Below are 22,892 nucleotides of genomic sequence, written 5' to 3' on the forward strand. Positions count from 1 at the left end.
CGCCGGAGGCGCCCGCCATGTCCGCACCGACGCACACCTTCGCCGTCCCCGCACAGCCCCGGGCCCGGGACGAGCGGCCCGCCCCCCGGTACGCCGTCGGCCTCGCCCGTCACCAGGAGGACGTGCGGGCCGCCCAGCGACTGCGCCACCAGGTCTTCGCCGGCGAGATGGGGGCCCGGCTCGACGGGCCCGAGCCCGGCCTCGACAGCGACGCCTTCGACGCGTACTGCGACCACCTCCTCGTACGGGAGGAGACCACCGGCGAGGTCGTCGGCACCTACCGGCTCCTGCCGCCCGAGCGGGCCGCCGTCGCCGGACGCCTCTACTCCGAGGGCGAGTTCGACCTCACCCGGCTCGCCCCCGTCCGCCACGACCTGGTGGAGGTCGGCCGCTCCTGCGTCCACCCCGCCCACCGCAACGGCGCCGTCATCGCCCTCATCTGGGCCGGACTCGCCCGCTACATGGCCGAGACCGGCCACAACTGGCTCGCCGGGTGCTGCTCGGTCCCGCTCGCCGACGGCGGCACCCTCGCCGCCGCCACCTGGGACACCGTCCGGGCCAAGCACCTCGCCCCGGAGGAGTACTGGGTCACCCCGCACCGCCTGTGGAACTCCGAGGACGTCGCCCGCCCCGAGGGCCGCGCCGAGCTGCCCCCGCTGCTGCGCGGCTACCTCAGGCTCGGCGCCTGGGTCTGCGGCGCCCCCGCGCACGACCCCGACTTCGGCGTCGCCGACCTCTACGTCCTGCTCTCGCTGCGCCGCACCAACCCGCGCTACCTCAACCACTTCCTGTCGCTCGCCCCGGCGCGGTGAACGGGACCACGGCCCTCCCGCCGTGGTTCCCCACGGCGCCCTGCACCCCGGGCCGCTGCACCGCCCACCCGGACGCCACCGGACCCGGCCCCGACTCCGACCCCGAGCTTCGGGCCGGCCTCCCACGGGCCGTGGTCCGGCTCGTCGCCGGCACCGGCGGCGTCCTCCTCGGCGTCCTGCTCGCCCCGGCCGCCGCCCTCCTCCCGCCCGCCGCCCGGTTCGCCCTCGTCCGCCTCTGGACGCGGACGGTGGTCCGCGCCTTCGGCGTCCGCGTCCGGTACGGGGGGAACCCCGTCGCCACCGGTCCGCTCCTCGTCGTCGCCAACCACGTCTCCTGGCTGGACGTCCCCCTCCTGGCGGCCGTGCTGCCCGCCCGCGCGGTCGCCAAGGCGGAGGTCCGCCGCTGGCCGGTCCTCGGGGTCCTCGCCGCGCTCGGCGGCACCCTCTTCATCGACCGGGACCGGCTCAGGGCCCTGCCCGGCACCGTGCGCGTGATGAGCGGGATCCTCGCGGGCGGAGGCCGGGTGGCCGTCTTCCCCGAGGGCTCCACCTGGTGCGGCCGGGAACGGGGGAGGTTCCGGCCCGCCGCCTTCCAGGCCGCCCTGGACGCCGGCTGCGCCGTGCAGCCCGTACGGATCGACTACCGGCCCCACGACACCGCCGCGTACGTCGGGGACGACCCGCTCGGCGCCTCCCTGTGGCGGGTCGTCACCACCCGGCGGCTCACCGCCGAGGTGCGCCTCGCGGACCCCCTGCCGAGCGGCCGGTACCCGGACCGGCGCGCCCTGGCGGCCGCCGCCGAACGGGCGGTGGCCCGCCCGGACCGGCGGACCGGCTCTCCGCGGATCGTCCCTCAGCGCGCCGTCGCCAGCGACAGCGCGAACCTGTCCCCGTCGTCCGTCCACCAGCGGGCCAGGCCGAGGCCCGCCGCCGCCAGCTCCTCCCGTACGCCCTCCTGACGGAACTTCGCCGACACCTCCGTGCGCAGCTCCTCGCCCGCCGCGAACGGCACCACGAGGTCCAGCTCCGGGATCTTCACGGTGAGCGCGCGGCGGGCGCGCAGCCGCATCTCGATCCACTCCCGCTCGGCGTCCCACACCGCCACGTGCTCGAAGTCCTCCGGATCGGCGTCCGCGCCCAGCTCGCGGTCGATCACGGACAGCACGTTCTTGTTGAACCGCCCGGTCACCCCGGCCGCGTCGTCGTAGGCGGCCACCAGCGTCGCCTCGTCCTTCACCAGGTCCGTGCCGAGCAGCAGGGAGTCGCCCGGCGCGAGCATCGAGCGGACCGAACGAAGGAAGGTCCGCCGCTCGCCGGGCAGCAGGTTGCCGATGGTGCCGCCGAGGAAGGCCACCAGGCGCGGCCCCGGCGTCCCGGGCAGCGCGAGGCCCCGGGTGAAGTCCGCGACCAGGGCGTGCACCCGCAGCTCCGGCCGCTCCGCGAGCAGCGCCTCCGCCGCCCCGGTCAGCGCCGACTCGCTCACGTCCACGGGCACGTAGTCCTCCAGACCGGGCAGCAGCGCGTCGATCAGGAAGCGGGTCTTCTCGGAGGACCCGGAGCCCAGCTCCACCAGGGTCCTCGCCCCCGTCTCCGCGGCGATCTCCGGCGCCCGCGCGGCCAGGATCTCCCGCTCCGCCCGCGTCGGGTAGTACTCGGGCAGCCGGGTGATCTCCTCGAACAGCTCGCTGCCCCGGGCGTCGTAGAACCACTTGGGCGGCAGCTCCTTGGGGGAGCGGGTCAGACCGTGGACGACGTCGGCGCGCAGATCGGCGCCGGCGGCGTCCGGGTCGAGGGTGCGGGTCAGCTGGTACGGGCTCACGCGGGCGGCTCCTTGAGCGGGGTGAGGGCGACGCCGGCGCGGTCGGCGGTCACGAGCGTGCGCTCGGGCACCTCCCGCCAGCGGGGATCGGCGTCGTAGGGTTCGGAGGCCACGACCGTCCGGCCGGGGCCCGTCAGGTACCAGAGGCTGTCCCCCCAGGCGGTCGCGGCGATCCGGTCGCCGTCGGTGAGCAGCAGGTTCAGCCGGGAGCCGGGGGCCGCCTCCGCGACCTCCCGCACGGTGGCGGCGAGCGCGTCCCCCGGCGCGTCCCCGGCCCGCAGCCGGTGCAGGACGAGCGCCCACACCAGGGCCGAGTCGGTACGCGCCTCCAGGCGCAGCAGCTCCCCGGCGGACAGCGCCGAGGCGAGCGGGGCCAGGGTGTCCGGCCAGCCCGTGACCGCGCCGTTGTGGCTGAACAGCCAGGGCCCGGAGGCGAACGGCGCCGCCGCCGCCTCCCCGTCGGTCCCGGGCAGCGTGGCGCTCCGGACCGCCGCGAGCAGCGCCCCCGAGCGCACCACCCGCGCGAGGTCCGCGAAGGGGAGGTCGCCCCAGATCGGCCCGGCGCGCCGGTAGCGCGCGGGCACCGGGTCCCCCTCGGCGTACCAGCCCACCCCGAACCCGTCGGCGTTCACCACGCCGCTGGCCTGCGTACGGGGTTCCCAGGACTGGCGCAGCAGGCCGTGCTCCGGCCGCACGACCAGCTCCCCGAGCGCCACCGGGCCGCCCACGTAGGCGAGGTGGCGGCACATCAGTCGGGCTCCGCGGAGCGGGCGGTGCGGAAGCCGGAGAAGATCTGGCGCCGCACGGGCAGGTCCCAGTTGCGGAAGGTCCCCCGGCAGGCGACCGGGTCCACGGCGAACGAACCGCCCCGCAGCACCTTGTGCTCCGGGCCGAAGAACACCTCCGAGTACTCCTTGTACGGGAAGGCCGTGAAGCCCGGGTACGGCAGGAAGTCGCTCGCCGTCCACTCCCACACGTCCCCGATCAACTGCCGTACGCCCAGCGGCGAGGCGCCCTCCGGGTAGCTCCCGGCCGCCGCCGGGCCCAGGTGCCGCTGCCCGAGGTTCGCGTGCTCGGGGCCCGGGTCCGCGTCGCCCCACGGGTAGCGGCGGGAGCGGCCGGTGGCCGGGTCGAACCGGGCCGCCTTCTCCCACTCGGTCTCCGTCGGGAGCCGGCGCCCCGCCCAGCGCGCGTAGGCGTCCGCCTCGTACCAGCTCACGTGCAGGACCGGCTCCTCCTCCGGTACGGGCGCGGTCACCCCGAACCGGCGGCGCAGCCACTGCCCGCCGTCCCGGCGCCAGAACAGCGGCGCCCCGATGCCGTGCTCCCTGATCTGCGCCCACCCCTCGGGCCGCCACCAGCGCCGGTCCGTGTAGCCGCCTTCCGCGACGAAGGCCAGGTAGGCGCCGTTGGTGACCGGCACGGTGTCGATGTGGAAGGCGGCGACGTCCCGCCGGTGCGCCGGCCGCTCGTTGTCGAGCGCCCACGGCTCGTCCGAGGTCCCCATGGTGAACGGGCCGCCGGGGACGAGCACTTCGGCCGGCAGCAGGCCGGGCCGGCGGTCCGGCGGCGGGGGAGCCGTCAGGACGGGCGGTCCCTTGCGCAGCTGATGGGTGATCAGCATCGTCTCGTCGTGCTGCTGTTCGTGCTGGGCGACCATGCCGAAGACGAAGCCCGCGTCCACCAGCGGCCGCCCCTCCATGGGCGCCCGCTCCAGCACGTCGAGGACCCGGAGCCGTACGTCCGCCGCGTAGGCGCGGGCCTCGGCCGGCGCGAGCAGCGGCAGCGACGGGCGCTCGGCGCGCGGGTGCTCGAAGGCGTCGTAGAGGGAGTCGATCTCGGGCCGCAGCGCGTCGTGCCCCGCGACGCCCCGCCACAGCCACTGCTCCTCCTGGTTGCCGATGTGCGCCAGGTCCCAGACGAGCGGCGACATCAGCGGGGAGTGCTGGGCGGTGAGGTCGTCCTCCTCCACACAGGAGGTGAGGCGCAGGGTGCGGTCCCGCGCCCCGGCGAGGGCGGCCAGGGCCCGCTCGCGCAGCGCCTCGGCCCCGGCCCCCGCTCCTGCCGTGCCCGTGGTCCCGGCGTTCCCGCCGCTCCGGGTCTTCCCGGTCATGACGTCACCGTCTCGGGGGTGTCGGCCGGGGACCTCCCGGGGACCACGTACCGCTCCCGGAAGGCGGCGACCGCCCGCCGCACCTCCTCGCTCGCCCCGATCCGGGGCAGCGCCTCCAGGGCGGCGGAGAACACCGTCCGCGCGGCGGCGTGCAGATCGGGATCGGCCAGGCCGTCACGGGCCGCCGCCACCCACAGCGGATTGCGCGGCGGGGGATCGTCGCCGGCCCGCTCCGCGAGCGGCTTCACCGCCCGGTACACGGTCTCCGCCGCCTCCGGGTCGTCGAACACCGCCGTCGTCACGGCCGCCGGCACCATCCAGCCGTCCCGCCCCGGCTGCGCGTCGACCATCCGGAACTCCAGATGGCCACGCGGCCGCACCGGCGGGAAGAGGGTCGTCATGTGGTAGCGCAGGTCGTCGGCGTCGGCCGGACGGGGCAGTCCCGTGCGCAGCCACTCCCGGAAGGTCAGCCCCTCCGGCACCGCCCACGGCCCCTCGTCGGTCCGCACGCACAGCACCGGGGTGTCCAGGACGTACGCCGCCCACTCGGCCCGCGGGTCCCCGTCCGGCGGGGGCGCGGGCGCCCGCCGCGGCGCGAGCGTCCGCAGGGGGTCGAGCTCCGCCCACAGGGCCTGCCGGGTCGAACGCCAGCCGGTGCGGCGCCCGCCGTGCACCGGGGAGTTCGCGAAGGCGGCCACGAGGACCGCGCCCAGGAGGTGGGCGAGCCGCCACCGCCGCCGGTAGTTCAGCGGGCCCGGCCCGTCGACCCCGGCGTCGAGGCAGATCTGCACCGAGGCCGACTCGCACATCATCGCCCGCCCGGCCGGTCCCGTCCGGTCGAGCGCGGCCTCCATGGCGTCGTACCGCGGCTCGTGGAGCACCCGGCCGCGCGGCGCCTGCCAGGGGTCCACCCCGTAACCGCTGAGGGCGAGGCCGAGCGGCCCGAGTGCGCCCCGCACCGCCCGCAGATCGGCGGCGACCGAGTCGAGGCACTCCATGAGCGATCCGGCGGGTTGCGAGCTGAGCTCCAGCTGACCGCCGGGTTCGAACGTCAGGGCCGACACCAGGGGCAGGGCCCGCACGGTGTCGACCGCCGCCGCGAGCCGCCGCGGCCGCACGGGCAGCCGGGGGTCGCGCAACTCGTGCACCAGCCATTCCAGCTCCACCCCCACGGTGCGGGGCGGGCCGGTCTTGAAGCAGATACATCGCAGCAGTTCCTCCGCCTCCGCCTCGGTGAGAGGGGGGCCGCCACGCCGTATGCCGCTCGGCGACATCCGTGCACCTCCTGGTCCTCCGGGGGACCGGCCGCGGGACGGTCCGTCCCGCGGGCGCGATCCCGGACGCGCCGTGAACAGGCTCCGGGGACGGATCCCCCGGAGCGCCACTGGTTCCACCTAAAGCCACCACCGGGCGGCGTGCAAGAGCGCCCCGGACGGGCCGTACGCGCTCCCCGTGCCTCCGTCCGTCCGGATTTCCCCGTCGTCACGGAAACATTCACCGTGGTCACGGGCCGGCGAAAATCCGTTGTCCACGACGAGGGAAAACGATCATTCTGGCGTCCATGAGCACACGACTGCGCGAGATCGCGCGGCAGACCGAGGAGATCGTCGCCGCGGGTCACTACCGCACCCGGGACGGCCGGACCGTCTCCGTCGCCGACGACCTGGCCGCCGCCCTGGCCGGGACCCGGCTCCACGGCCCCGACCCCGTCGCCGTCACCCCCGACACCGACCGCACGCCCGTCCTGGAGGTCACCGGCGAGAGCAGCCTGGCCGCCGCCCGCCGGATGACCGCGGCCGACCCCGCCCGCCCGGTGGCCGTCCTGAACTTCGCCTCCGCCCGCAACCCCGGCGGCGGCTACCTCAACGGCGCCCAGGCCCAGGAGGAGGCGCTCTGCCGCTGCTCCGCCCTGTACGCCACCCTGCTGCGCGTCCCCGAGTACTACGAGCACCACCGCGCCGACCGGGACGTCCTCTACTCCGACCGGGTCGTCCACTCGCCCCGGGTGCCGGTCTTCCGCGACGACCGGGGCGACCTGCTCGCCGAGCCCTTCACCGTCGGCTTCCTCACCTCGCCCGCCCCCAACGCGGGCGTCGTCCGGCGCACCACGCCCGAACGCGGCGGCCTGCTCCCCGGGGTCCTCGCCTCCCGCGCCGAACGGGTCCTGGAGACGGCCGCCGCGGCCGGATACCGCCGGCTCGTCCTCGGCGCCTGGGGCTGCGGGGTCTTCCGCAACGACCCGGAGCAGGTCGCCGGCGCGTTCAAGGCGCAGCTGACGGGAGACGGCCGGTTCGCCGGCCACTTCGAGGAGGTCGTCTTCGCCGTCCTGGACCGCGCCTCCGGCACACCGACGCTCGCCGCTTTCGACCGGGTCCTGGGCCGTACGGCCTGATGTGCGGCCCCGATGTCCGCGTGCCACGCTGAAGGGATACGGACCGACGTCCGAAACCCGTCACGGGAGGCACGATCGTGGGCAAGAAACAGACCCGTGTGAACAAGGGGGCCCGCACCGGTGGCCATGAGCACCGCACCGACGCGGCCGCGAAGGAGAAGTCCTCCCGGAACACCGCGAGGGAGGTGCCGATCCCGGCGGTGGAACACGGCCACCGCAAGGAGCACAGGTTCGGCCACAACTGACACGGGTCCGGTCGCGACGGCCCCCGCCACGACCGGACCGGTCCCGGCCACGACCGGAGACCACGGCCGACGTCACGGCCGCGACGGAACCGAAGGGCCCGACGCCATTACGGCGCCGGGCCCGATCCGTGTACGGGGGCGTGGGTGGGGACGGGCGCCCGAGACCTCCGGCTCGGACACGGTCCCGGCCCGTACCCGGAACACCGGCCCCGGCCCGTACCCGGAACACCGGGCCCGGCCCGTACTGGGGACATCGACCCCGGACCGCCCGCGGAGGCACGGGCCCGCCCCGCATCCGGTTCCTACCGGCCCCGCCCCTCCTCGTCGTGCACCGTGATCTCCACCCGCTCCGACACGCCCTCCGGAGCCCTCTCCGACACGTCCCGCGCCGCCCGGGGTGCCGGCGGCACCGTCCCGCCCAGCTCCTCCCGCGCCGCCGGGCCCATCGTGGCCAGCAGTTGCCGGGCCAGGCCGAGCCCGGTGCCGCCCATGGTCAGGGCCTTGGCGAACACGTCCGCCATGCCGTCGGCGCCGTTCAGGAGCACCATCTGGTCCACGTTCCCGAAGGCGGACGCGCCCGCCGAGACGATCTCCGGCCACTTCTCGGCCAGTTGCTGGGCGACCACGGCCTCCTGGTTCTCCGCGAGCGCCGCCGCCCGCGCCTTGATCGCCTCCGCCTCCGCGAGGCCCTTCGCACGCGTGGCCTCGGCGACCGCGAGCCCCTTCGCGTGCTGGGCCGCCGCCTCCGCCTCGCCCGTGAGCCGGGTCGCCGTGGCCTTGGCCGCGCTCGCCAGCTCGGTCTCCTTCGCCTCGGCCTCGGCGGCCGAGATCCGGGCGTCGCGCTCGGCCTCCGCCAGCGTCCGGGTCTCGTACGCCATCGCGTCGGCCGGTTTGCGGACCTCCGCCTGGAGCTGCTGCTCCTTGCGGTGTCCCTCCAGCTCGGCGACGCGCGTCTCCTGCACCACGACCTCCTGGCGCGAGGCCGCCTCGGCCAGCGGACCGGCCTGCCGGGCCCGGGCCGAGGCCTGGTCCCGCTCGGCCTGGTAGCCCGCCTGGAGGATCTCGCTGTCCCGCGTCGCCTCCGACATGCGCGCCGCGGCCTGCTGCTCCGCCTCGGTCGCCCGCCGGTTCGCCTCCGCCTGCGCGATCCGCGCGTCCCGCTGGACGGCGGCGGCGTGCGGGGCGGCCAGGTTCTTGATGTACCCGGTCGGGTCCTCGATCTCGTGGATCTGGAGCGAGTCGACGATCAGCCCGAGCTTCTCCATCTCCGTGCCGCAGGCCGACCGCGCCTGCCCGGTCAGCTTCTCCCGGTCACGGATCATGTCCTCCACGGTCAACCCGCCCACGATGGCGCGGAGATGACCGGCGAAGACGATGTGCACCCGCTCGCTCATCAGCTTCTGCTGGTCGAGGAAGCGGCGGGCGGCGTTGGCGATCGACACGAAGTCGTCACCCACCTTGAAGATCACCACGCCGCGCACCTTGAGCGGAATGCCCTGGTGGGTGACGCACTCGACGGACAGCTGCGTCTCGTTGAGGTCGAGCGAGAGCTTGCGCACCGCCTGCACCCCGGGCAGCACGAGGGTGCCGCGCCCGGTGACGATGCGGAACCCCATGCCCTCGCCGAGGCCCTCGTTCTTGTGGTTGGAACCGGAGATGATCAGAGCCTCGTTGGGTTCGGCGACGCGCCACATCATCTTGAAGACAGCGATCAGAACGGCGAGGGCGCCGACGGCGGCGCCCGCGATGATCCCGATGCCCATGGGCAAGGTCCCCCTTCACCGGAGCCGAGCGGACCCGGTGAAGGGGAGTGTGCGCCTGCGACGGACGCGGCTCAACGCTTCGGTCAACCGCCGTAGGCGGCTGTGACGTAGACGGTACGCGGAGGGAGATGTTCCATGACGGTCACGACCGTTCCGATCTCGATCCGCTCCTTCGGCGAGGCCGGATGGGCGAGGAAGTGCTCGGCGCCGCCCCGGATGCGGACGATCACCTCGCCGACGAGGCCGGGTCCGACGGTGCCGGTCACCCGGCCGGGCAGTCCCACCATCGAGGTCTCCATCGACGCGTCGTCCATGACCGAACGGTACGTCAGATCCAGCCGTGCAGGGCGGACATGAACCCGTCGAAGTCGTCCCGGTGGACGGTGTGTCCGGCCTTCGCCACCGTACGGACCTCGAATCCGCGCTCCACCAGCATCCGGGCGCTCCCGGGCGGGACGAGCAGGCTCGGGTCGGCGAGGGCGACGAGCGAGGGGACGACGGGACGGGCCGGCCACAGGTCGGCGCCCACGAACGGCGTCAGGCCGTACGCCGTCCGCTCGTCCCACACCCGTACCGCCGCCATCTCGTCGTCGATGTCCTCCTCCGCCCAGGCGGGGTTGAGCCCCCGGATCATCTCCCGGGTCAACTCCTTTCCCCGGACGAAGAGTTCGGGACGGAAGCCGGCGGGGCCCGGCCTCAGGTGCCAGGCCGGGTCGGAGTACACCGCGCGGGCCGGCGCGAGCCGCTCCACCGCCCGGGCGAGCACGAGCGCCCCGAGCGAGTGGCCGACGGCCAGTTCGACGCCGTCCGGCACGGTCTCCACGAGGTCGTCGGCGTAGTCCTCCGGCCGGTACTCCTCCGGGCCCGCGCCCCGCCCGCTCGCCCCGTGTCCCCGCAGGTCCACCGCGACCACCCGGTACCCGCGCTCCGCGAGCGCGGGCCCGACCCGGCGCCAGGTGCGGTGGTCGGCCATGATGCCGTGGACGAGCAGGGCCGTCCGGTCCCCGGATCCCCACGTGGTGGTGTGCAGACGCACGGTGCCGCCCCTCCGCCTCTTCTCGCGCCCGGAGCGCCCCGCCGACGCCTTCGGTACCGACCCCACAGTACGGCCGCGGAGAGGAGCCGCCGTCCTCGCGGGTCGTCCGGCGCGAGTCCGGCCGAACGCTTAGCGTCGACACATGAACACCGTTCCGAAGCGATTCGAGATCCTGCTGGTGCCCGAGCACGTCGAGGACCGCCACGGCGCCTCCGTCGCGGACAGCGCCGTCCGCACGGCCGTCGTGGAGGCCACCGGGCACCACGGCGCGTCCGGCTACCCGGTCTACGAGGGGCACGGCCTCAGGGCCGACATCGACCCCGAGACGGGCACGGTCGAGGCGCTGCTCGTCGACGGCCGGGAACTCGACTACGCCCTCACGCCCCTGGTCCGCCCCGCCCCCTGACCCGGCCCTCCTCCCGCGTGAGTGCCCCGGACCGCCCCCGTACATCCCGGAACGGCCCGTTGACAGGGCGGCCCTCCGGGCAGAGACTCTGCGCGCCCGGTGGGACGAAAACGGTTCCACCGGTCGAACAGGTGAACAGAGTCGTTCCGAAGGTCACGTGGGAGAGAACCGATGAGCATCCGCGACGTCTACATCGTCGACGCCGTCCGCACCCCGATCGGGAAGTTCGGGGGAGCCCTCTCCTCCGTGCGCCCCGACGACCTCGCGGCCCATGTCGTGCGGGCGCTCGTCGACCGCTCGCCCGCGCTCGACCCGGCCCGCGTCGACGACGTCTACTTCGGCGACGCCAACGGCGCGGGCGAGGACAACCGCGACGTGGCGCGGATGGCCGTCCTGCTCGCCGGGCTGCCCGTCACCGTCCCCGGCGTCACCGTCAACCGCCTCTGCGGCTCCGGCCTGGAGGCCGTGATCCAGGCGGCCCGCGCCGTCGCGCTCGGAGACGCCTCCGTGGTGATCGCCGGCGGCGTCGAGTCGATGTCCCGCGCGCCCTGGGTCCTCCAGAAGCCCGAGCGGGCCTTCCCCGCCGGCCACCAGCAGCTCCACTCCACGACGCTCGGCTGGCGCATGACGAACCCCCGGATGCCCGCCGGGTGGACGGTCCCCCTCGGCGAGGGCGCCGAGCTGATCGCCGACCGGCACGGCATCACCCGCGAGCGGCAGGACGCCTTCGCCCTCGCCAGCCACCGCAAGGCCGCCGAGGCCTGGGCCAAAGGCCTGTACGACGACGAGGTCGTGCCGTACCCGGACGCCGACCTGACCCGCGACGAGTCGATCCGGGACAACACCTCCACGGAGGCCCTCGCCCGGCTCAAGCCCTCCTTCCGCCCCAAGGGCGGCACCGTCACGGCGGGCAACTCCTCCCCGCTCAACGACGGCGCGGCCGCCCTGCTCCTCGTCGACGAGGAAGGGCTGCGCGAGACCGGCCGCGAGCCGCTCGCCCGCATCCGCACCTCCGCCGTCACCGGCATCGAGCCGCAGCTCTTCGGCCTCGGCCCCGTCGAGGCGGTCCGCCGGGCCCTGGACAGGGCGGGGCGCTCCTTCGCCGACCTGCGGACCTTCGAGCTCAACGAGGCCTTCGCGGCGCAGGCGCTCGGCTGCCTCGCCGAGTGGCCGGAACTCGACCCGGAGATCGTCAACCCGCGCGGCGGAGCCGTCGCGATCGGCCACCCCCTCGGCGCGTCCGGCGCCCGCCTGGCCGGATCCGTGGCGCACCAGCTCGCGGCCGCCGGCTCGGGCACGGGCCTCGCCGCGCTCTGCATCGGCGTCGGCCAGGGCCTCGCGCTGGTCCTGGAGCGCTGACCCCGCGCGGACGCGCCGAAGAGGGGTACGGGAGAACCTCCCGTACCCCTCTCGTGACCGCGCGGTCCCCGCGGACCGGCTACTGCTACTGCTGCGCGTTCCCCTGCGCCTGCGCGTCCGCGACGGACTTGCGGACCTCGTCCATGTCCAGCTTCCGCGCCTGGCCGATGAGGTCCTCCAGGGCGGCCTCCGGCAGCGCGCCCGGCTGCGCGAACACGGCCACCTTGTCGCGCACGATCATCAGGGTCGGGATCGACTGGATCTCGAACGCCGCCGCCAGCTCCTGCTGCGCCTCGGTGTCCACCTTGGCGAAGACGAGGTCCTCGTGCCGCTCGGAGGCCGCCTCGAAGACCGGGCCGAACTGACGGCAGGGACCGCACCAGGAAGCCCAGAAATCGATCAGGACGAACTCGTTGTCGCCCACGATCTCGTCGAAGTTGTCCTTGGTGAGCTCTACGGTGCTCATGCTGCCTGCCTTTCGGGGGTCTCCTGGTGGTGTCCTCACGGTCCCCGGGGGACTCGCCGGGCACAACGGCGTATCGAGCCGCACTATTCCGGGCCCCTGCCCGCAGACTGGGATCATGACACATGCGGTGGAGAACGAGCAGGTCTACGACGTGGTGGTACTGGGCGCGGGACCGGTCGGCGAGAACGTCGTCGACCGGGTGCGGGCGGCCGGCCTGAGCGCCGCGATCGTCGAGAGCGAACTGATCGGCGGCGAGTGCTCGTACTGGGCCTGCATGCCCAGCAAGGCGCTGCTCCGCCCCGGGATCGCCCGCTCCGACGCCCGCGCGCTCCCCGGGCTGCGCGAGGCGGCCGACGGCCCCCTGGACGCGGCGGCGGTCCTCGCCCACCGGAACGAGGTCGTCGGCGACTGGAAGGACGACGGCCAGCTGGACTGGCTGGACTCGACCGGCACCCGGGTCCTGCGGGGCCACGGCCGCCTCGCCGGGCCGCGCCGGGTCGAGGTCGTGAGCCCCGAGGGCGAGCGCCACCTGCTCACCGCCCGGCACGCGGTCGCGATCTGCACCGGCAGCCGCGCCGTCCTGCCCGAACTGCCCGGACTGTCCGGCGCGCGGCCCTGGACCAGCCGCGAGGCCACCTCCTCGCAGCACGTGCCCGAGCGGCTCGTCGTGGTGGGCGGGGGAGTGGTGGGCGCGGAGATGGCCACCGCCTGGCAGGCCCTCGGCTCGAAGGTGACGATGCTCGTACGGGGCGGGGGCCTGCTGCCCCGCATGGAGCCCTTCGTCGGCGAGCACGTGGCCGAGGCCCTCCGGGAGCGCGGCGCGGACATCCGCGACGCGACGGTCACCGCGGTGGTACGGGACGGGGGCACCGGCCCGGTCACCGTGGTCCTGGAGGGCGGCGACCACGTCGAGGGCGACGAGGTGCTCTTCGCGACCGGCCGGGCCCCGCGCACCGAGGACGTCGGCCTGGACACGGTCGGCCTGGAGCCCGGCTCCTGGCTGGAGGTCGACGACAGCCTCCGGGTCACCGGCACCGACTGGCTCTACGCCGTCGGGGACGTCAACCGCCGCGCGCTCCTGACCCACCAGGGCAAGTACCAGGCCCGGATCGCGGGCGCCGCCATCGCCGCCCGCGCCGAGGGGGAGGAACTCCCGGACGCCGGGGCCTGGGGCGCGCACGCGGCCACGGCCGACCACGCCGCCGTGCCGCAGGTGGTCTTCACGGATCCCGAGGCGGCCGCCGTCGGCCTGACGCTCGCGGAGGCCGAGCGGGCCGGGCTGCGGGTCCGGGCCGTGGACCTCGACCTGGGCGGGGTCGCCGGGGCCGGCCTCTACGCGCCGGGCTACCGCGGCCACGCCCGGATGGTCGTGGACCTGGAGCGGGAGGTCGTCGTCGGTGCCTCCTTCGTCGGCCCGGGGATCGGCGAACTCCTCCACTCGGCGACGGTCGCGGTCGTCGGCGAGGTCCCGATCGCCCGCCTGTGGCACGCCGTCCCCTCGTACCCGACCCTGAGCGAGGCGTGGCTGCGGCTCCTGGAGGCCTATCGGGGGTGAGGCCCCGCCCGGGCCGGGCCCGGCCCCGCCGGAGGGCGGGGCCCGGTCAGCCGTCGCCGGGCGCGTGCCGGGGGACCAGGGCCCGCGCCGCCGAGCGGGCCACCTCCAGGGCGCCCTCCGCCTCCTGCCCCAGGACCACCCGGGTGCTCAACCCGTCGAGCAGGGCGAGGAGTTCGGAGGCGCGGGCGGCGGTGTCCAACGGGGCGAAGCGCCCCCGCGCCACGCCCGTCGCGAGCAGCGCCTCCAGGTCCTCCTGCCAGCCCCGGTCCAGCTCGACCTGCGCCTCGCGCAGCGCGTCGTTCCCGGCCGCGCGGGCCCACAGCTCGATCCACAGCGTCCAGCGCGGGTCGCGGGGCCCGCGCGGCAGGTAGAGCCGCAGGAAGAGGTCCAGTTTGCGCTCGGCCGCGACCCGCCGGCCGAGCAGCGCCCGGCGCTCCTCGGCGAGCGCCGCCTCGCTCCACCGCAGGGCGGCCAGCAGCAGCAGGTCCTTGCTGCCGAAGTAGTACAGGATGTGGCCGCCGCTCGTGCCGAGCCGCTCCGCGAGCGCCGACATCGTGAGGGAGGCGAGGCCGTCCTCGGCGATCGCCGCCATGGCCTCCTCCAGCATCCGCTCCTGGGTGACGTGTCCGTCCCGCCGTCGTGCCGTGCCTGCCACCGCCGCCGTCCCCCTCCCGCCGTCTCCGTCGTGTACGGCACCGACCCTAACCGTAATCGGACAGGGTCTTGACGTGGCCGGAACCTTTCGCACATCTTGAATGCCGTTCTAAAACTTAGAACGGCATTCAAGACAGGAGTGCGGTGTGCTCGGACACGAGACGGCGCCCGTGACCACGGGGACCACGGGCCGCGACGAGGTGTTCCAGGTCGAGGAACACGGGATCGACCCCATACCCGACGCCGAACGGCACGGCAGCGCCAAGGACGTCTTCTGGCTCTGGTTCGGCTCCAACCTCACCTTCACCTACGTCATCAACGGCGCCCTCGCCGTCGCCTTCGGGCTCTCCTTCTGGCAGGCCACCGCCGTCGTCGTGCTCGGCGGCCTCTCCTTCCTCGCCATCGGCGCGGCCAGCCTCAGCGGCGTGCGCACCGGCACCGCCACCCTCGTCATCTCCCGCGCCGCCTTCGGCCGCCGCGGCAACTGGCCCGCCGGACTCCTCAACTGGATCGTCAGCATCGGCTACACCGTCGTGAACACGGTGGTGGGCACCCTCGCCCTCGAAGCCTTCCTCGCCGACCTCGGCTGGAACGGCGGCCACGCCCCCCGCGCCCTGGCCCTCGCCGTCACCCTCGCGCTGACCTTCGCCGTCGCCCTCTGGGGGCACGCCACCGTCCAGTTCGCCGAGCGCTGGATGGCGTACGTCCTCGCCGTCGGCTTCGCCGTCCTGGTCGTCCTCGTCCTGCCCGGCGCCGACACCTCCGCCCCCGCCGCCGCGCCCGGCGCCGCCGGCTGGAGCCTCGCCCTCGTCGTCATGCTCGCGGGCCCCTTCTCGTACCTCCCGATGCCCGCCGACTACACCCGCTACCTGCCCCGCGCGACCTCCCTCAAGGCCGTCACCCGCAGTGGCGCCCTCGGCGGGTTCCTCTCCTCCGTCGCCCTGGGCGTCGCCGGCGTCGCCGCCGCGACGCAGACCGACATGACCGACGCCGTCGCGGGCACCGAGAGCCTGCTCCCCGGCTGGTTCCAGCCGCTCTTCCTCGCCCTGGTCCTCGGCGGCTCCGTCACCAACTCGATCATCACGCTCTACTCGTCGAGCCTGAACCTCCAGGTCCTCGGCATCCCCTGGAGCCGGGCCCGCGCGATCGTCATCAGCGCCGCCGTCACCGCGGCCGGCTCCCTCGGCGCCCTCTTCCTCACCGACTTCACCACCTCGCTCCTCTCCTTCCTCTCCCTCCTGATCATCGTCTTCGCCCCCTGGGGCGGGGTCTTCCTCGCCGACATGGTGCTGCGCCGCTGCGCCTACGACTCCGCCGGCCTGCACGCGGACACCGGCGGCCCCTACTGGTACCGCTCCGGCTGGCACCCGGCCGGCCTCACCGCCCTCCTCGCCGGCCTCGTCTTCTCCGCGCTCACCTGCGACTCCGAGCTGTGGACGGGCCCCCTCGTCGCCCCGCTCGGCGGTGCGGACCTCACCCTGCTCGGCGCGGCCGTCTCCGCCCTGGTGTACGTGCTCCTCACCCGAGGACGCGTCACCCCGCACCGCCCCTGAGCCATCCCGGGAACCGCACCCCCACCCCTCCCGTACGTCATGGAGCCACCCCGCATGAACAGCACCACTCCCACGCCCGCCCCCGCACGGGAGACCGCCCCCGCCGACCTCGTCCTCACCGGCGCCCGGATCCACACCGTCGACCCGGACCTCCCCGAGGCCCAGGCCCTCGCCGTCCGCGACGGGCGCATCGTCTGGGTCGGCTCCGACGACGGGGCCGTCACCTGGACCGGGCCCGGCACCCGGATCCTCGACGCCGGCGGACGGCTCGTCCTGCCCGGCTTCGTCGACGCCCACAACCACGTCCGCCTCGGCTCCGACGACGCCTGCGTCCAACTCGCCGGAGCCCGCACCCTCGACGCGATCCACGAGCGGATCCGCACCTGGCACGCGGCCCACCCGGACGCCGAGTGGATCGAGGCCGAGGCCTTCGACTACTCGGCCGTGCCCGGCGGCCGCATGCCCACCGCCGCCGACCTCGACCCGGCCACCGGCGACACCCCCGCCCTCGTCCTCAGCTACGACGTGCACACCGCCTGGCTGAACACCGCCGCCCTCAAGCGGCTCGGCGTCGACCGAGACCACACGGACCTGCCCTTCGGACGGGCCGTCACCGACCCGGCGACCGGCGAACCCACCGGATTCGTCAAGGACTTCGCGATCAAGGGCCTCTCCCGCGACGGCCACCGCGCCCTGCGCGACCTCGGCCTGCCCTGGGCCTCGCCCGACCGCCAGTACGGACGGCTCGCCAAGAGCCTCGACGACGCCATCGGCTTCGGCATCACCACCGTCGTCGAACCGCAGAACTCCCTCGACGACCTCGCCCTCTTCGAGCGCGCCCGCGCCGAGGGCCGGCTGCGCTCCCGGATCGTCGCCGCCCTCTTCCACCCGCGCGGCACCACCGAGGCGGACCTCGACGCCTTCGCGGCGGCGGCCGCCGAACACGACGACGACCGGCTGCGGGTCGGCCCGCTCAAGCTGTACATCGACGACGTCGTGGAGCCCCGCACCGCCGCCCTCCTGGAGCCGTACGCGGGCTGCTCCCACCACCGCGGCGACACCTTCTACCCGCCGGAGGAGTTCGCCGAGCTGCTCACCCGCCTCGACGCGCGCGGCTTCCAGTGCTTCGTCCACGCCACCGGCGACCGGGGCATCCGCACCGTCCTCGACGCCGTCGCCCGCGCCCGCGCCGCCAACGGACCGCGCGACGCGCGCCACCAGGTCGTCCACGTCGAGTGCCTCGACCCCGACGACACCCCGCGCTTCGCCGAACTCGGCGTCGTCGCCTGCATGCAGCCCCGGCACGCCGCCCCCGACATCGCGGGCCCCGGCCAGGACTGGGCCGAGAACGTCGGCCCCGACCGCTGGCACAAGGCCTGGCCGCTGCGCAGCCTGCACGCGGCCGGCGCGGTCCTCGCCCTCTCCAGCGACTGGAACGTCGCCGAGATGGACCCCATGGTCGGCATCCACGCCGCCGTCACCCGCCGCCCGCCCGGCGGCGGCGAGGCCTGGACGGCCGGCGAGACGATCGACGTCGCCACCGCCGTCGAGGGCTACACGATGGGCTCGGCGTACGCCAACTTCCTGGAGCACGAGCGCGGTTCCCTGACCGTGGGCAAGCTGGCCGACTTCGTCGTCCTCTCCCGCGACATCCTCCGCATCGCCCCCGAGGACATCCCGGGCACCGTCGCGGAGACGGTCGTGGTGGGCGGCGAGGTGGTCGTGGAGCGCCGCACGGGAGAGTGACCGGGGGTGCCCCGGGGAGACGGCCCGCCGTTCGATCGCTTCGCGTTTAATCGCCGGCACACGATCCGGCGGGCCGTCTACGGTGTCGGTGCGTCCGCGCTCCCGGTGCGCTCGGCTGCGGCTACTTCCTTCCGACACCCAAGTGACGCCGCCGCCTCCTTCGATCTCGGGAAGCGCGGCCGCCCTCCGCCCCGGCGGCCCTTCGGTCCGGGGCGCTCCTTCTTCCTCGGATCCTGGGGGATTCACTGCCTCGTCGTCATTTCCGGCACGTGTCCAAGGTCTGGCCCGAGATGCTCGTGGCCCCGCACGTCTCGGCGGCCGCCCGCGCCATGCCCCGATCGGCCGAGCACCACGCGCTCCTTCCCACGGGCCCCCGCACCCACGAGGGCGGCCCGGCCTTCACCCGGGAGCCCCGGGAGGAACTCTTCCTGCTGGCCGTCGGCACCTTCGTCTCCCAGCGGACCTTCTACGAGAGCGCCGAGGAACGCGACGACCGGTACGCGCGGCTCGTGGGCGAACTCGCCGTCGAGGACCCCGTCTGGACGGCCGGCCTGCTGCGCCGGCTCCGCGACGAGGGCAACATGCGCTCGGCGTCCCTGGTGGGCGCCGCCGCGTACGTACGGGCCCGGCTCCTGGCCGGGGCGACCGGCGGCCCGTCCAACCGGTCCGTGATCGACTCCGTGCTCCGGCGCGCCGACGAGCCCGGGGAACTGCTCGCCCACTGGACGACGGCGTACGGACGGAACGTGCCGCAGCCCGTGAAGCGGGGCGTCGCCGACGCCGTACGGCGGCTGTACTCGTCCCGCTCCCTCCTCAAGTACGACACCGCGTCCGGGGAGTTCCGCTTCGGCGACGTCCTCAACCTGACGCACGCCGCCCCCGACCCCGGGAAGCCCTGGCAGGGCGCCCTCTTCCGGTACGCCCTGGACCGCCGCCACCACCCGGAGCGGGCCCTCCCGCCGGCCTCCGACCGGCTGCTCACCGCGCACCGGGAGCTGACGGAGCTGCCGGTGGGGGAGCGGCGGGCCGTGGTGACCGGGCCGGACGGCGCCGCGCGCCTGGCGGCCGCGGGCATGACCTGGGAGGCCGTGGCCGGCTGGCTCCACGGGCCCCTGGACGCCGCCGTCTGGGAGGCCTTGATCCCCTCCATGGGACCGATGGCGCTCCTGCGGAACCTGCGGAACCTCGACGAGGCGGGCGTCCCGGACGAGACCGCGGCCAAGGTCGCCGCACGCCTCTCCGACCCCGCCGAGGTCGCCCGCTCCCGGCAGTTCCCCCTCCGCTACCTGGCCGCCCGCCGGCACGCGCCGTCGGAGCGCTGGGCGTCCGCGCTCGAACGGGCCCTGGGCCACTCCCTGGCGAACGTACCGGCCCTGCCCGGCCGGACGCTGGTCCTGGTGGACCGGTCCGACTCCATGTTCTGGGACACCGTCTCCGAGCGGTCGAAGCTGACCCGGGCGGACGCGGCCGCCGTCTTCGGCGCCGCGCTCGCCCTGCGCGCCGAACGGGCGGACCTCGTGGAGTTCGGCTGGAACAGCCGGGGGGTGCCGTTCGCGCCGGACGAGCCGGTGCTCGGGATCGTGGAGCGGTTCCACCGCCTCGGGGGCACCTACACCACCAAGGCGGTGCGCGCCCACTACCGGGGACACGACCGCGTCCTGATCGTCACCGACGAGCAGACCGCGTACCACGATCCCGGCGACCCGGCCGAGTCGGTCCCCGCCGAGGTCCCGGTCTACACCTGGAACCTGGCGGGATACCGGTCCGCCCACGGCGCCGCGGGCCCGCACCGGCACACCTTCGGCGGCCTCACGGACGCCGCGTTCCGGACGGTCGGCCTCATCGAGGCCGGCCGCCACGGCACATGGCCGTGGACCGTCCCCGGACCGGCGTGACCGGCCCGGGGACGGCGCGGGGGACGGTCAGATCCGGCCGAGGATCCTCCGCAGCTCGGCGACCTCGGCGGACTGGGTCCGTACGACGTCGTCGGCGAGCTTCCTGGCCGTGGGGTTGACGCCGTTCTTCCGCTCGTCCTGCGCCATGGCGACCGCGCCTTCGTGGTGGGCGATCATCAGCTCGGCGAAGGCGCGGTCGAACTTCTCGCCCTTTACGGCCGCCAGGTCCTTCATGTCCTGCTCGGACATCATCCCGGCCATGCCGTGACCGGAGCCGTGGCCGCCGCCGTGGCCGCTTTCGTGGTCGGCGGACTCGGGCCGGTCCCAGCCCTTGAGCCAGGCCCGCATCTTCCGGATCTCCGGTTCCTGGGCCCCCTCGATCGCGGCGACCAGCTTCTTGACGTCGGCGTCCTCGGCCCGCCCGTCGGCGAGCTCCGTCATCTCCAGGGCCTGCTCGTGGTGGGGGATCATCATCTGCGCGAACATGACGTCCGCGTCGTTGAAGGGCCCCGGAGCGGGCGCCTGCGAGGCGGCGGACCCGGGCGCGGCGGCGGACGGGGAGGCGGTGGCGGACGGGGAGGCGGTGGCGGACGGGGAGGCGGACGCCCGCGGGGCGGTGTCGTCCGCGCCGCAGGCGGTGAGCAGGAGCCCGGTCGCGGCGACGGCGCCGACGAGGGCGGCCGTCCGGGTGGCGCGGTTCGTGAAGGCACGCATGTGCATGGGGGATACCTCGTGTGCTGTTCGTACGGACTCGTACGGTCGGAAAAAGGGCAGGCCGAAGGGGCTCACGGGCGACGTGGAGCACCCGTGGGGCGGGACGGCCGGCCTATATCCGCAGGACGGACAGCCGGGCGGGGTCGGGAGGACGGCGGGGCGGGGCGTGCGGAGCCCGTACGTACGCGAGGCGCGCCGGGAAGGGGACGAGCCGCTCGGGGCCGCGTCCCAGCACGGCCAGGACGAGCCGCGCCAGCAGCCAGACGCCGAGGACGGCCACGCACAGGGTGCTCATGTCCGTGGCCGGACCGGGATCGTGCCCGGCGCCGGAGTTCCCGCCGTCGTGCTGAGGGGCGGGGGCGGCGGCGGTCGTGTGCGTGCCGCCGCCGGAGCCCTCGGGGTGGCCCAGGGTGTGCATCAGGAACACGCCGAGCGCGAGCACGACGACGAGCAGGAGGTGCGCCGGGGCACCTCCCGCCCGTCGACGGCGTTCCGCTCGATGTGTGCGCACAGCCAGGACCTCCCGGCCGCCGAATATACCGTGCGGGGGTATCAGGAACGCGTCAGGACACGGTGTCGCCCGTCATCGCGGCGGCCATCCGAAGATGCGGTGCGGCCTCCTCCGCGCGCCCCTGCCGCTCCAGTGTGCGGCCGAGCATCAGCCGGGCGTAGTGCTCGACCGGGTCACGTTCCAGGATCGCGCGCAGCTCGGTCTCGGCCAGGGAGAGCCGGGCGGAGTGGTAGTACGCACGGGCCAGGAGGAGCCGCTGGGCCGTCTGCTCCGGGTGCTCGGCGACGAGGCCGCGCAGGATGCGGACGGCGGTCCCGTACTCCTTCGCGTCGAAGAACAGCCGCGCCCGGTCCCAGCGCTCCCCGGCCGTGCCGAACTCGTAGTACGTGTCGCTCACTCGCTCTTCCTTTCCGGAGCTCCGGGTCCGCCCGGTGGGGCGGCCGACCGGATCAACAACCCGAAATGGTTGAACATTCCACTATGTCTTTCCGGTGCCTCCCCGACTTCTCGCACCCCCGCCGGAGCGTCACGCCCCGCGCCCTCCGCACGCGCATAGGTTGGACGCCATGAGCAATCTCGAACGCCAGGCCACGCCGACCGTCTGCGGCGGACGCGGCTTCGTCGTCGCCGAACCGGTACGGGAACTCCTCAGCCCCCGCCACGTCCGGCTCGGAGAATCGACCGAGGTCCGCCGGCTGCTCCCGAACCTGGGCCGCCGGATGGTCGGCGCCTGGGTCTTCGTCGACCACTACGGCCCCGACGACATCACCGACGAGCCCGGCATGCAGGTCCCGCCCCATCCCCACACGGGACTCCAGACCGTCAGCTGGCTCCACGAGGGCGAGGTGCTGCACCGCGACTCCACCGGCAGCCTGCAGACCATCCGCCCGCGCGAGCTGGGCCTGATGACCTCCGGCCGGGCCATCTCCCACTCCGAGGAGAGCCCCCGGCCGCACGCCCGCTTCCTGCACGGCGCCCAGCTCTGGGTCGCCCTCCCCGACGCCCACCGCCACGTGGACCCCCACTTCGAGCACCACGCCGACCTGCCCCGCGCCACCGCCCCCGGCCTCACGGCCACGGTGATCCTGGGCTCCCTCGACGGCGCCGCCTCGCCGGGCACCGCGTACACCCCGATCGTCGGCGCGGACCTCGCCCTCACGGCCGGCGCCGAGGTGAACCTCCCGCTGGAACCCGACTTCGAGTACGCCGTCCTCACCATGTCCGGCGAGGCCCGCGTCGACGGCGTGCCCGTCCTGCCCGGCTCGATGCTCTACCTCGGCTGCGGCCGCACCGAACTCCCCCTCCACGCCCTCTCGGACGCGGGCCTGATGCTCCTAGGCGGCGAGCCCTTCGCCGAGGAGATCGTCATGTGGTGGAACTTCGTCGGCCGATCCGGTGAGGAGATCGCACAGGCGCGAAACGATTGGGAGAAGGGCTCGCGCTTCGGCGAGGTGCACGGCTACGACGGTGCGCGGCTGCCCGCCCCGGCCCTGCCCACCACCCCGCTGAAGCCGCGCGGACGAGTGCGCTGAACTGCGGAAACCCATACTCGGATGGGCTGTGATTCCGCTGATGGTCATCGTGCTGGGACCCTTGCTCCGCATCCTGTCTTGTGCTCGGCTTCGGGAGTCTGTCGGGCAGTGAGGGGAAGCGCGCCGAGTCTCATGTTCGGGCTTGTGTGTCAGGGTTCGATCGGATCGATGCCGACCTTTTGCCGACTTTCCTGACTGGTGGTCAGGTGGTCAGGTGGTCAGGTGGTGCTGGTCACCGTCTGCCGCCCGGATGTCGAGCGCTGGGCCCGGACGGAGTCACTGAAGGCCGTCGCGGCGCGCCAGTTGAGTTTCCAGTCCGAG

The 22,892-nt window shown here is 74.6% G+C and carries 23 protein-coding genes; 11 read left to right on the plus strand and 12 right to left on the minus strand.

Features of this window, described 5'->3' with window-relative positions; all coding sequences use genetic code 11:
• Positions 1-17 precede the first annotated feature (17 nt).
• Together ACFY7E_RS12520 and ACFY7E_RS12525 are read left to right on the plus strand one after the other, a co-directional pair.
• Entirely contained in the window at positions 18-812 is a 795-nt protein-coding gene (locus ACFY7E_RS12520) for a GNAT family N-acetyltransferase (protein WP_389483760.1), read from the plus strand.
• Positions 809-1,771: a lysophospholipid acyltransferase family protein gene (locus ACFY7E_RS12525; RefSeq protein WP_389483763.1), complete on the plus strand. Its 963-nt coding sequence runs from the start codon at positions 809-811 to the stop codon at positions 1,769-1,771. Before ACFY7E_RS12520 ends, ACFY7E_RS12525 begins: the two co-directional genes overlap by 4 nt.
• Here the strand turns inward: ACFY7E_RS12525 and egtD are convergent.
• Genes egtD through egtA form a run of 4 tightly spaced genes read right to left on the minus strand, consistent with a single transcriptional unit; the run spans position 1,666 to position 6,018 of the window.
• Entirely contained in the window at positions 1,666-2,631 is a 966-nt protein-coding gene (gene egtD / locus ACFY7E_RS12530; protein WP_389483765.1) for an L-histidine N(alpha)-methyltransferase, read from the minus strand. The two genes, ACFY7E_RS12525 and egtD, sit on opposite strands and share 106 nt — an antisense overlap.
• Complete coding sequence (gene egtC / locus ACFY7E_RS12535; RefSeq protein WP_389483767.1) at positions 2,628-3,380, minus strand: ergothioneine biosynthesis protein EgtC; 753 nt, start codon at positions 3,378-3,380, stop codon at positions 2,628-2,630. The genes egtD and egtC overlap by 4 nt, the downstream gene beginning before the upstream one ends.
• A complete protein-coding gene (egtB, locus tag ACFY7E_RS12540; RefSeq protein ID WP_389483770.1) occupies positions 3,380-4,744 on the minus strand; it encodes an ergothioneine biosynthesis protein EgtB in 1,365 nt (454 codons plus the stop codon). The genes egtC and egtB overlap by 1 nt, the downstream gene beginning before the upstream one ends.
• Complete coding sequence (gene egtA / locus ACFY7E_RS12545) at positions 4,741-6,018, minus strand: ergothioneine biosynthesis glutamate--cysteine ligase EgtA (RefSeq protein ID WP_389483772.1); 1,278 nt, start codon at positions 6,016-6,018, stop codon at positions 4,741-4,743. Before egtA ends, egtB begins: the two co-directional genes overlap by 4 nt.
• Positions 6,019-6,305: 287 nt before the next feature.
• Between egtA and ACFY7E_RS12550 the strand changes: the two genes are divergently transcribed.
• A complete protein-coding gene (locus ACFY7E_RS12550) occupies positions 6,306-7,136 on the plus strand; it encodes a TIGR02452 family protein (RefSeq protein ID WP_389483775.1) in 831 nt (276 codons plus the stop codon).
• Positions 7,137-7,213: 77 nt separating this feature from the next.
• The gene (locus ACFY7E_RS12555) at positions 7,214-7,381 is read left to right on the plus strand and encodes a hypothetical protein (RefSeq protein WP_389483777.1); all 168 of its coding nucleotides are present in this window, start codon (positions 7,214-7,216) and stop codon (positions 7,379-7,381) included.
• A 302-nt stretch (positions 7,382-7,683) separates the two neighbouring features.
• On the opposite strand, the gene ACFY7E_RS12560 is transcribed toward ACFY7E_RS12555, so the two are convergent.
• The 3 genes from ACFY7E_RS12560 to ACFY7E_RS12570 all read right to left on the minus strand — a co-directional run bounded on the left by ACFY7E_RS12560 (position 7,684) and on the right by ACFY7E_RS12570 (position 10,180).
• Positions 7,684-9,144 (minus strand): SPFH domain-containing protein, encoded by a 1,461-nt coding sequence (locus ACFY7E_RS12560; protein ID WP_389483780.1) that lies wholly within the window; start codon positions 9,142-9,144, stop codon positions 7,684-7,686.
• 83 nt (positions 9,145-9,227) lie between these two features.
• Positions 9,228-9,458 (minus strand): hypothetical protein, encoded by a 231-nt coding sequence (locus ACFY7E_RS12565; protein ID WP_389483783.1) that lies wholly within the window; start codon positions 9,456-9,458, stop codon positions 9,228-9,230.
• A gap of 14 nt (positions 9,459-9,472) precedes the next feature.
• A complete protein-coding gene (locus ACFY7E_RS12570; RefSeq protein WP_389483786.1) occupies positions 9,473-10,180 on the minus strand; it encodes an alpha/beta fold hydrolase in 708 nt (235 codons plus the stop codon).
• A 142-nt stretch (positions 10,181-10,322) separates the two neighbouring features.
• Between ACFY7E_RS12570 and ACFY7E_RS12575 the strand changes: the two genes are divergently transcribed.
• On the plus strand, positions 10,323-10,586 hold the full coding sequence (locus ACFY7E_RS12575) for a hypothetical protein (protein ID WP_389483788.1): 264 nt from the start codon (positions 10,323-10,325) through the stop codon (positions 10,584-10,586).
• Between the two features lie 171 nt (positions 10,587-10,757).
• The gene (locus ACFY7E_RS12580) at positions 10,758-11,945 is read left to right on the plus strand and encodes a thiolase family protein (RefSeq protein ID WP_389483791.1); all 1,188 of its coding nucleotides are present in this window, start codon (positions 10,758-10,760) and stop codon (positions 11,943-11,945) included.
• Between the two features lie 85 nt (positions 11,946-12,030).
• Here ACFY7E_RS12580 and trxA read toward each other — a convergent pair whose 3' ends face one another.
• On the minus strand, positions 12,031-12,411 hold the full coding sequence (gene trxA, locus ACFY7E_RS12585) for a thioredoxin (RefSeq protein ID WP_389483794.1): 381 nt from the start codon (positions 12,409-12,411) through the stop codon (positions 12,031-12,033).
• Positions 12,412-12,526: 115 nt separating this feature from the next.
• Here trxA and ACFY7E_RS12590 point away from each other — a divergent pair, with 115 nt between their 5' ends.
• Positions 12,527-13,966 (plus strand): dihydrolipoyl dehydrogenase family protein, encoded by a 1,440-nt coding sequence (locus ACFY7E_RS12590; protein WP_389483797.1) that lies wholly within the window; start codon positions 12,527-12,529, stop codon positions 13,964-13,966.
• Positions 13,967-14,012: 46 nt separating this feature from the next.
• Here ACFY7E_RS12590 and ACFY7E_RS12595 read toward each other — a convergent pair whose 3' ends face one another.
• The gene (locus tag ACFY7E_RS12595) at positions 14,013-14,621 is read right to left on the minus strand and encodes a TetR/AcrR family transcriptional regulator (protein ID WP_389483800.1); all 609 of its coding nucleotides are present in this window, start codon (positions 14,619-14,621) and stop codon (positions 14,013-14,015) included.
• Positions 14,622-14,766: 145 nt separating this feature from the next.
• Here ACFY7E_RS12595 and ACFY7E_RS12600 point away from each other — a divergent pair, with 145 nt between their 5' ends.
• The 3 genes from ACFY7E_RS12600 (at position 14,767) to ACFY7E_RS12610 (ending at position 19,814) form a co-directional block, all read left to right on the plus strand.
• Positions 14,767-16,173, plus strand: a complete 1,407-nt coding sequence (locus ACFY7E_RS12600) for a purine-cytosine permease family protein (protein ID WP_389483803.1) — start codon at positions 14,767-14,769, stop codon at positions 16,171-16,173.
• A gap of 54 nt (positions 16,174-16,227) precedes the next feature.
• Positions 16,228-17,919, plus strand: a complete 1,692-nt coding sequence (locus tag ACFY7E_RS12605) for an amidohydrolase (protein WP_389483806.1) — start codon at positions 16,228-16,230, stop codon at positions 17,917-17,919.
• Between the two features lie 290 nt (positions 17,920-18,209).
• Complete coding sequence (locus ACFY7E_RS12610; protein ID WP_389484219.1) at positions 18,210-19,814, plus strand: TROVE domain-containing protein; 1,605 nt, start codon at positions 18,210-18,212, stop codon at positions 19,812-19,814.
• Positions 19,815-19,841: 27 nt separating this feature from the next.
• Here the strand turns inward: ACFY7E_RS12610 and ACFY7E_RS12615 are convergent, their stop codons facing one another.
• From ACFY7E_RS12615 to ACFY7E_RS12625, 3 genes are all read right to left on the minus strand, one after another.
• Positions 19,842-20,528 (minus strand): DUF305 domain-containing protein, encoded by a 687-nt coding sequence (locus ACFY7E_RS12615; RefSeq protein WP_389484222.1) that lies wholly within the window; start codon positions 20,526-20,528, stop codon positions 19,842-19,844.
• Between the two features lie 112 nt (positions 20,529-20,640).
• On the minus strand, positions 20,641-21,039 hold the full coding sequence (locus tag ACFY7E_RS12620; protein WP_389483809.1) for a DUF6153 family protein: 399 nt from the start codon (positions 21,037-21,039) through the stop codon (positions 20,641-20,643).
• 52 nt (positions 21,040-21,091) lie between these two features.
• Positions 21,092-21,436 carry a tetratricopeptide repeat protein gene (locus ACFY7E_RS12625; protein ID WP_383442478.1) on the minus strand — a complete coding sequence of 115 codons (345 nt, stop codon included), beginning with the start codon at positions 21,434-21,436 and terminating at the stop codon, positions 21,092-21,094.
• Positions 21,437-21,605: 169 nt separating this feature from the next.
• Between ACFY7E_RS12625 and ACFY7E_RS12630 the strand changes: the two genes are divergently transcribed.
• Positions 21,606-22,571: a pirin family protein gene (locus tag ACFY7E_RS12630; protein WP_389483811.1), complete on the plus strand. Its 966-nt coding sequence runs from the start codon at positions 21,606-21,608 to the stop codon at positions 22,569-22,571.
• Positions 22,572-22,892: the final 321 nt, after the last annotated feature.

This window comes from Streptomyces sp. NPDC012825, assembly GCF_042900925.1.
Classification (GTDB): Bacteria; Actinomycetota; Actinomycetes; order Streptomycetales; family Streptomycetaceae; genus Streptomyces.

Excerpts from the sequence above, each read along its gene's own strand:
- ACFY7E_RS12520 (WP_389483760.1), top strand. The coding sequence starts at position 18 with ATGTCCGCACCGACGCACACCTTCGCCGTCCCCGCACAGCCCCGGGCC.
- egtC (WP_389483767.1), bottom strand. The coding sequence starts at position 3,380 with ATGTGCCGCCACCTCGCCTACGTGGGCGGCCCGGTGGCGCTCGGGGAG.
- egtB (WP_389483770.1), bottom strand. The coding sequence starts at position 4,744 with ATGACCGGGAAGACCCGGAGCGGCGGGAACGCCGGGACCACGGGCACG.
- egtA (WP_389483772.1), bottom strand. The coding sequence starts at position 6,018 with ATGTCGCCGAGCGGCATACGGCGTGGCGGCCCCCCTCTCACCGAGGCG.
- ACFY7E_RS12550 (WP_389483775.1), top strand. The coding sequence starts at position 6,306 with ATGAGCACACGACTGCGCGAGATCGCGCGGCAGACCGAGGAGATCGTC.
- ACFY7E_RS12560 (WP_389483780.1), bottom strand. The coding sequence starts at position 9,144 with ATGGGCATCGGGATCATCGCGGGCGCCGCCGTCGGCGCCCTCGCCGTT.
- ACFY7E_RS12565 (WP_389483783.1), bottom strand. The coding sequence starts at position 9,458 with ATGGACGACGCGTCGATGGAGACCTCGATGGTGGGACTGCCCGGCCGG.
- ACFY7E_RS12575 (WP_389483788.1), top strand. The coding sequence starts at position 10,323 with ATGAACACCGTTCCGAAGCGATTCGAGATCCTGCTGGTGCCCGAGCAC.
- ACFY7E_RS12580 (WP_389483791.1), top strand. The coding sequence starts at position 10,758 with ATGAGCATCCGCGACGTCTACATCGTCGACGCCGTCCGCACCCCGATC.
- trxA (WP_389483794.1), bottom strand. The coding sequence starts at position 12,411 with ATGAGCACCGTAGAGCTCACCAAGGACAACTTCGACGAGATCGTGGGC.
- ACFY7E_RS12590 (WP_389483797.1), top strand. The coding sequence starts at position 12,527 with ATGACACATGCGGTGGAGAACGAGCAGGTCTACGACGTGGTGGTACTG.
- ACFY7E_RS12605 (WP_389483806.1), top strand. The coding sequence starts at position 16,228 with ATGAACAGCACCACTCCCACGCCCGCCCCCGCACGGGAGACCGCCCCC.
- ACFY7E_RS12610 (WP_389484219.1), top strand. The coding sequence starts at position 18,210 with ATGCTCGTGGCCCCGCACGTCTCGGCGGCCGCCCGCGCCATGCCCCGA.
- ACFY7E_RS12615 (WP_389484222.1), bottom strand. The coding sequence starts at position 20,528 with ATGCGTGCCTTCACGAACCGCGCCACCCGGACGGCCGCCCTCGTCGGC.
- ACFY7E_RS12630 (WP_389483811.1), top strand. The coding sequence starts at position 21,606 with ATGAGCAATCTCGAACGCCAGGCCACGCCGACCGTCTGCGGCGGACGC.